We start from the raw sequence: 5,570 nt of genomic DNA, 5'->3' as shown, positions 1-5,570 counted from the left end.
CGCGCGAAATGCGCCAGCACTTCGCCCGTCCCGCGGCCGACGAAGAGAAACCAGGGGTCGCCGTCGTCGGTCGTCCCGAACTCGCTGTCGAACGGCAGGCCGCGCGCGCCGAGCAAGCTCGCCGCGCGGTACAGTTCCGCCTTCTCCTGCTCGGTCCAGCCGTTCGTTCGCGGCAGCGAGCCGAACAGCTCGATCACGTCCCCCACTCGATCCTCCGCCGGCCGACCGGTCCGATCGGCGATTGCCGCAAGCTAGGCCGAAGCCGCCACGTCCTCCGGAAAGAGCAGCCGGAAGGTGAACGGGTCGTAGTAGCGAAGCATGGCCTTGGCAAACTGCCGCGGCTCGATGTCCAGCGCCCGCGCCCAGGCCTCGTACTGGTCCGGCGGAATGCGCCCGTGCCCACCCTCGATCTGCGAGATGAAGGTGTAGTAGCGCAGGCCCACCCGCTCGGCCAGGTCGCGCTGGGTCATCGACCGGGCCTCGCGGCACGTCCGCAGCCAGCGTCCGGCGTCCTGGCGAAGCTGCCGCGCATGGTCGGCCGAACGCACATATTGCGCGTACATCACCAGCCTCCGTTCAACGTCGGTCTGATCGGGTGTCCATGTCATAGAGTTACTGGATACCCCATGGCCGGTCCATCGGATTCTCGCCTCCCGCCCCCCGAAGCCGCCTGCGCGGGGCGGCGCAGGCGGCGGCGGGAGGTAGGCACGGCAGCCTCGACGGTCGGGCGGACTGGAACCGGCGGCGAGCATCGGGGGGGCGAAGTGATACCCGTCTCCGGTGAACATCGAGGCTGCCGCGACGGTTTCCCGTTTCGACGCTTGCCAAGCGTCATCATCAGGCGGCGGTTGATGTGCTGACCACATCAATAAGTCACTGTATACGGCGGCTGCCGACGATGCGCAAGCACTTTTAGTCAATAAGTCGCTGTATGCGGCGATGGGGCCTACTGGCCCTCGCGCAGCCGCTTGACGAACTCCGCCAGTCCCGGTTGCCGCTGGCGGCGCAGCCGCTCCGCCCACAGGATGGCGCGGACCCGGGCCACGCTCTCCTCCAGGCTGCAATTGACGATGACGTAGTCGTATTCGGGCCAGTGGCTCATCTCGTCGGCGGCCCGCGCCATGCGGCGCGCCACCTCGTCGGCCGAATCGCGGGCCCGGGTGCGCAGCCGCCGCTCCAACTCGGCGGTCGACGGCGGCAGGACGAAGATGCTCACCAGATCGTCGCGCGCCGCCTGCTTCAGGGTCTGCGTTCCCTGCCAGTCGATGTCGAAGAGGACGTCGCGCCCGGCCGTGAGTTCCGCCTCGACCGTGCTCCGCGGCGTTCCGTAATAGTTGTCGAAGACCTTGGCGTACTCGAGGAACTCCCGGCGGTTGACCATCAGGTTGAAGGTGGTCAGGTCGACGAAGTGGTAGTCGACGCCGTCGCGCTCGCCGGCCCGCCTTGTCCGCGTCGTCATCGACACGGACATCTTCAGTTCCGGCTCCTCGGCCAGGACGCGACGCGAGATCGAGGTCTTGCCGGCGCCCGAGGGCGACGACAGGACCAGCATCATGCCGCGGCGCGGAATGTTCGGCTCCATGGGGACTCCCGGCCTACTCGATGTTCTGGATCTGCTCGCGGAACTGCTCGATCGCCTGCTTGAGGTCGAGTCCGATCCGCGTCAGCCCGATGTCGCCCGACTTCGAGCACAGCGTGTTGGCCTCGCGGTTGAACTCCTGGCACAGGAAGTCCAGGCGGCGGCCGACGGCCCCGCCTTCGGCCAGCATGGCGCGCGCCGCCGCGATGTGCGCGTGCAGGCGGTCGATCTCTTCGCGGATGTCGGCCTTGGCCGCGAGCAGCGCCGCTTCCTGGGCGAGGCGCTCCGGTCCGACCGGGTTCGCACCGTCGAGGAGGGCCTGGATCTGCGCGAGCAGCCGGTCGCGGATCGCAGCCGGCTGCGCGGCCGCGCTCGTCTGGGCGTGGGCGACATGGCCGGCGATCTCGTCGAGCCGCAGCGACAGGACCTGGAGCAGGCGTGCCCCCTCCTCGGCACGGCCGGCGACCAGCGCATCCAGCGTCCGGCCGAGATCCTCCATCAGGATCCGGTCGCGCTCGTCGGCGGCGGCTGCGTCGGGCGGCGCCTCGGCCGTCTCCAGGATGCCGCGGATCGCCAGCAGGCCGTCCAGCCGCGGCGGCGCCACGTCGAGCCGGCCCTCCAGGTCGTGCATCGCCTGGATCACCTGGCCGAGCAGCGCCTCGTTGATCGTGACCCGCTGTCCGCCCGAGCGTCCGGCGAGCGTCAGCGTCGCCGACACGTTGCCGCGCTTCAGGCGCTGCGCCAGCAGGTTGCGCAGCGGCAGGTCGAGATGGTCGCACCCCGGCGGCAGGCGCGTGCGGACCTCGAGCGCCCGCCCGTTGACGCTCTTCAGTTCCCAGGTCCACGCATCGTCGCCATGACGACCGTCGCGGCGGGCGTACCCCGTCATGCTGGCGATCTGCAAGACCCCTCCCCCGCGCCCTGGATTCCGGCCGAAGAGGCCGCAGGTGCGCCTTATAGCGGGGCCGGCTATCCTGAAACAATGACGCTGGGCCCGTCCGTCCCCGGAACCGTCCTGATTACCGGCGCATCGAGCGGAATCGGCGCCGCCCTGGCCCTGGCCTATGCCGGGACCGGTGCCACCCTGGCGCTCGGCGGCCGCGACCGGGACCGGCTGGAGGCCGTGGCCGCGGCCTGCCGCGCCTGCGGCGCGACGGTCGCGACGGCCGCCGTCGACGTGACCGACCGCCCGGCGATGGCCGACTGGGTCGCGGCCGCCGACGACGCCCGGCCGCTCGCGCTCGTCGTCGCCAACGCCGGCATCTCCGCCGGCACCGGCGACGGCGGCGAGTCGGAGGCACAGGCGCGGCGCATCTTCGCCGTGAATCTCGACGGCGTGCTCAACACCATCCACCCGGCCATCGCCCGGATGAAGCCGCGCCGGTCCGGGCATATCGCCCTCATGAGTTCGCTCGCCGCCTTCCGCGGCTTTCCCGGCGCCCCCGCCTATTGCGCCAGCAAGGCCGCCGTCCGGGTTCTGGGCGAGGCGCTGCGCGGCGAACTCGCCCAGGACGGCATCGGCGTCTCGGTCGTCTGCCCCGGCTATGTCGAGAGCGCGATGACGGCGGTCAACCGCTTCCCGATGCCGATGCTGATGCCGGCCGGGCGCGCCGCCCGGATCATCCGCCGCGGCCTCGACCGCAACCGCGGCCGGATCGCCTTTCCCTGGCCGGTCTACTGGACGGTCCGGCTGCTGGCGGCCCTCCCCGTCGCCTGGGTCGATCCGCTGCTGCGTCGGCTGCCCGCCAAGGGCCGCTGACTATTCCGCGGGCAGGCCGCGCTGGATGCGACGCCAGCGGGCGACGTTGCGGTTGTGGTCGGCAAGGTTGGTGGCGAAGGCATGGCCGCCCGAACCGTCGGCGACGAAGTAGAGGTCGTCGGTCGCGGCCGGCTGCGCCGCCGCCTGCAGCGAGGCCCGCCCCGGCGTCGCGATCGGCGCCGGCGGCAGCCCCTGCACGACATAGGTGTTGTAGGGCGAGGCGTGGTCGAGATCGCGCCGGGTCAGGCTGCGGTCGAGCCCGCCCCCGCCGGTCAGCCCGTGGATGACCGTCGGATCGGACTGCAGCCGCATGCCGCGACGCAGGCGGTTGACGAAGACCGCGGCGACCCGGGCGCGCTCGTCGGCGCGCGCCGTCTCCTTCTCGACGATCGAGGCGAGGACCAGCAGTTCCGCCGAGGTGGCCAGTGGCAGGGCGGGGTTGCGCTCGGCCCAGGCCCGCGCGACCTCGACCCGCATGGCGCGCCGCATCCGCTCGACCAGTTCGTCGCGCCGATCCCCCCAGACGTAGAAGTAGGTGTCGGGAAAGGCCTCGCCTTCGGCGAGCGGCGGGCCCATGGGCCCTTCGAGCCCGACCGCGGCTTCGACCAGTTGCAGGACGTCGCGGGCGCTCGCCCCCTCCGGCACGGTCAGGCGGCGCTGGTGAACGCGGCCGGACGCGACGATGCGAGCCGCGTCGCGCACCGAGACCCCGGCCGGGAAGGCGTATTCGCCGGCCCTCAGCCGGCCCTCGAGACCGGCCCGGAAGACCGCGAAATGGAACAGCCAGGGATGCTCGACCACGCCCTCGGCGGCGAGCTTGCGGGCGATCGCCTCGCCGCCGAAGCCGCGGGGCACGAGGACGAGCCGTTCTTCGGCGAGCGGCCCCGGCTGGCCGATACGCTGGTCGGCCCACCACCAGGCGGCGCCCAGCGCCGCCCCGCCGACCAGCATCAGGAGGGCGAGGAGGCGCAGGAGGGTACGCATCGCAGCGCCCCGGCGCCCGTCAGGGCGCCGGGCCGAAGACCAGCGAGGCGTTGGTTCCGCCGAACCCGAACGAGTTGGACAACGCGTAGCGCACCCGGCGTTCCTTGGCCTGGTGCGGCACCAGGTCGAGATCGCAACCCTCCGACGGATTGTCGAGGTTGCGCGTCGGCGGCACCACGCCGTCGCGGATCGCGAGGATCGAGTAGATCGCCTCGACGGTGCCGGCTGCTCCCAGGAGATGCCCGATCGCGGACTTCGTCGACGACATGGACAGCTTGTAGGCGTGGGCGCCGAAGAGACGCTTCACCGCGCCCAGTTCGATCTCGTCCCCGAGCGGGGTCGAGGTGCCGTGGGCGTTGACGTAGTCGATATCGCTGACGTCGAGGTTCGCGGACTTCAGCGCGTTGCGCATCGCCCGGAACCCGCCATTGCCGTCCTCCGGCGGGGCGGTGACGTGGTAGGCGTCGCCCGACATGCCGTAGCCGCGGATTTCGGCATAGATCTTGGCGCCGCGCTTCTTCGCGTGCTCGTACTCCTCGAGCACGACGCAGCCCGCCCCCTCGCCCATGACGAACCCGTCACGGTCGCGGTCCCAGGGCCGCGAGGCCCGCTCGGGCGTGTCGTTGAAGCCCGTCGACAGGGCGCGCGCCGCCGCGAAGCCGGCGATGCCGAGCCGGCACACCGCCGCCTCCGCGCCGCCCGCCACCATCACGTCGGCATCCCCCCAGGCGATGAGCCGGGAGGCGTCGCCGATGGCATGGGCGCCGGTCGAGCAGGCGGTGACGACCGCATGGTTCGGCCCGCGGAACCCGTAGCGGATCGAAAGATGTCCGGACGCGAGGTTGATGAGGCAGGCCGGAATGAAGAACGGGCTGATGCGCCGCGGACCGCGGTCGCGGAGCGTCAGCGCCCCTTCCTCGATCCCCGGCAGGCCGCCGATGCCGGAGCCGATCATGACCCCGGTCCGCTCGCGCTCCTCCTCGTCCTCGGGCTCCCAGCCGGCGTCCTGGACGGCCTGCACGCCCGCGGCCAGCGCATAGATGATGAACTGGTCCATCTTGCGCTGGTCCTTGGACGGGACCCAGTCGTCCGGATTGAAGTGGCCGTTCGCCGTCTCTCCCCGCGGCACCTGGCCGGCGACCTTGGCCGGCAGGTCGGAGACGTCGAACGACTGGATGGCATTGAGACCGGAGTCGCCGGCGATCAGGCGCTTCCAGTTGTGCTCGACCCCCACCCCGAGCGGGGTGA

6 protein-coding genes and 1 pseudogene are annotated in these 5,570 nt (G+C 71.5%); 1 reads left to right on the top strand and 6 read right to left on the bottom strand.

What is annotated here, in order from left to right; genetic code table 11:
- The 4 genes and pseudogenes from ACE3Q3_RS22545 to ACE3Q3_RS22530 form a co-directional block, all read right to left on the bottom strand.
- Positions 1 to 197 (bottom strand): annotated as a pseudogene (locus ACE3Q3_RS22545) (hypothetical protein); the annotation flags it as partial.
- 54 nt (positions 198 to 251) lie between these two features.
- Entirely contained in the window at positions 252 to 563 is a 312-nt protein-coding gene (locus tag ACE3Q3_RS22540) for a helix-turn-helix domain-containing protein (RefSeq protein ID WP_374449799.1), read from the bottom strand.
- 383 nt (positions 564 to 946) lie between these two features.
- A complete protein-coding gene (gene gmk, locus ACE3Q3_RS22535; RefSeq protein ID WP_374449797.1) occupies positions 947 to 1,582 on the bottom strand; it encodes a guanylate kinase in 636 nt (211 codons plus the stop codon).
- A gap of 13 nt (positions 1,583 to 1,595) precedes the next feature.
- Positions 1,596 to 2,483, bottom strand: coding sequence for a YicC/YloC family endoribonuclease (locus tag ACE3Q3_RS22530; RefSeq protein WP_374449795.1), 888 nt, complete (start codon positions 2,481 to 2,483; stop codon positions 1,596 to 1,598).
- A gap of 78 nt (positions 2,484 to 2,561) precedes the next feature.
- On the opposite strand from ACE3Q3_RS22530, the gene ACE3Q3_RS22525 reads away from it, so the two are divergent.
- A complete protein-coding gene (locus ACE3Q3_RS22525) occupies positions 2,562 to 3,338 on the top strand; it encodes an SDR family NAD(P)-dependent oxidoreductase (protein WP_374449793.1) in 777 nt (258 codons plus the stop codon).
- Here the strand turns inward: ACE3Q3_RS22525 and mltG are convergent, their stop codons facing one another.
- Positions 3,339 to 4,322, bottom strand: coding sequence for an endolytic transglycosylase MltG (gene mltG, locus ACE3Q3_RS22520; RefSeq protein ID WP_374449791.1), 984 nt, complete (start codon positions 4,320 to 4,322; stop codon positions 3,339 to 3,341). It lies immediately after the preceding gene.
- A gap of 19 nt (positions 4,323 to 4,341) precedes the next feature.
- On the bottom strand, positions 4,342 to 5,570 hold a 1,229-nt coding region (gene fabF, locus ACE3Q3_RS22515; RefSeq protein ID WP_374449789.1), incomplete at its 5' end, for a beta-ketoacyl-ACP synthase II.

The sequence above is a fragment of the Allostella sp. genome (assembly GCF_041913585.1).
Lineage (GTDB): Bacteria > Pseudomonadota > Alphaproteobacteria > ATCC43930 > Allostellaceae > Allostella.
The sequence above is the reverse complement of the archived record's forward strand: the minus strand, read 5'-3'. Positions and strand labels throughout refer to the sequence as shown.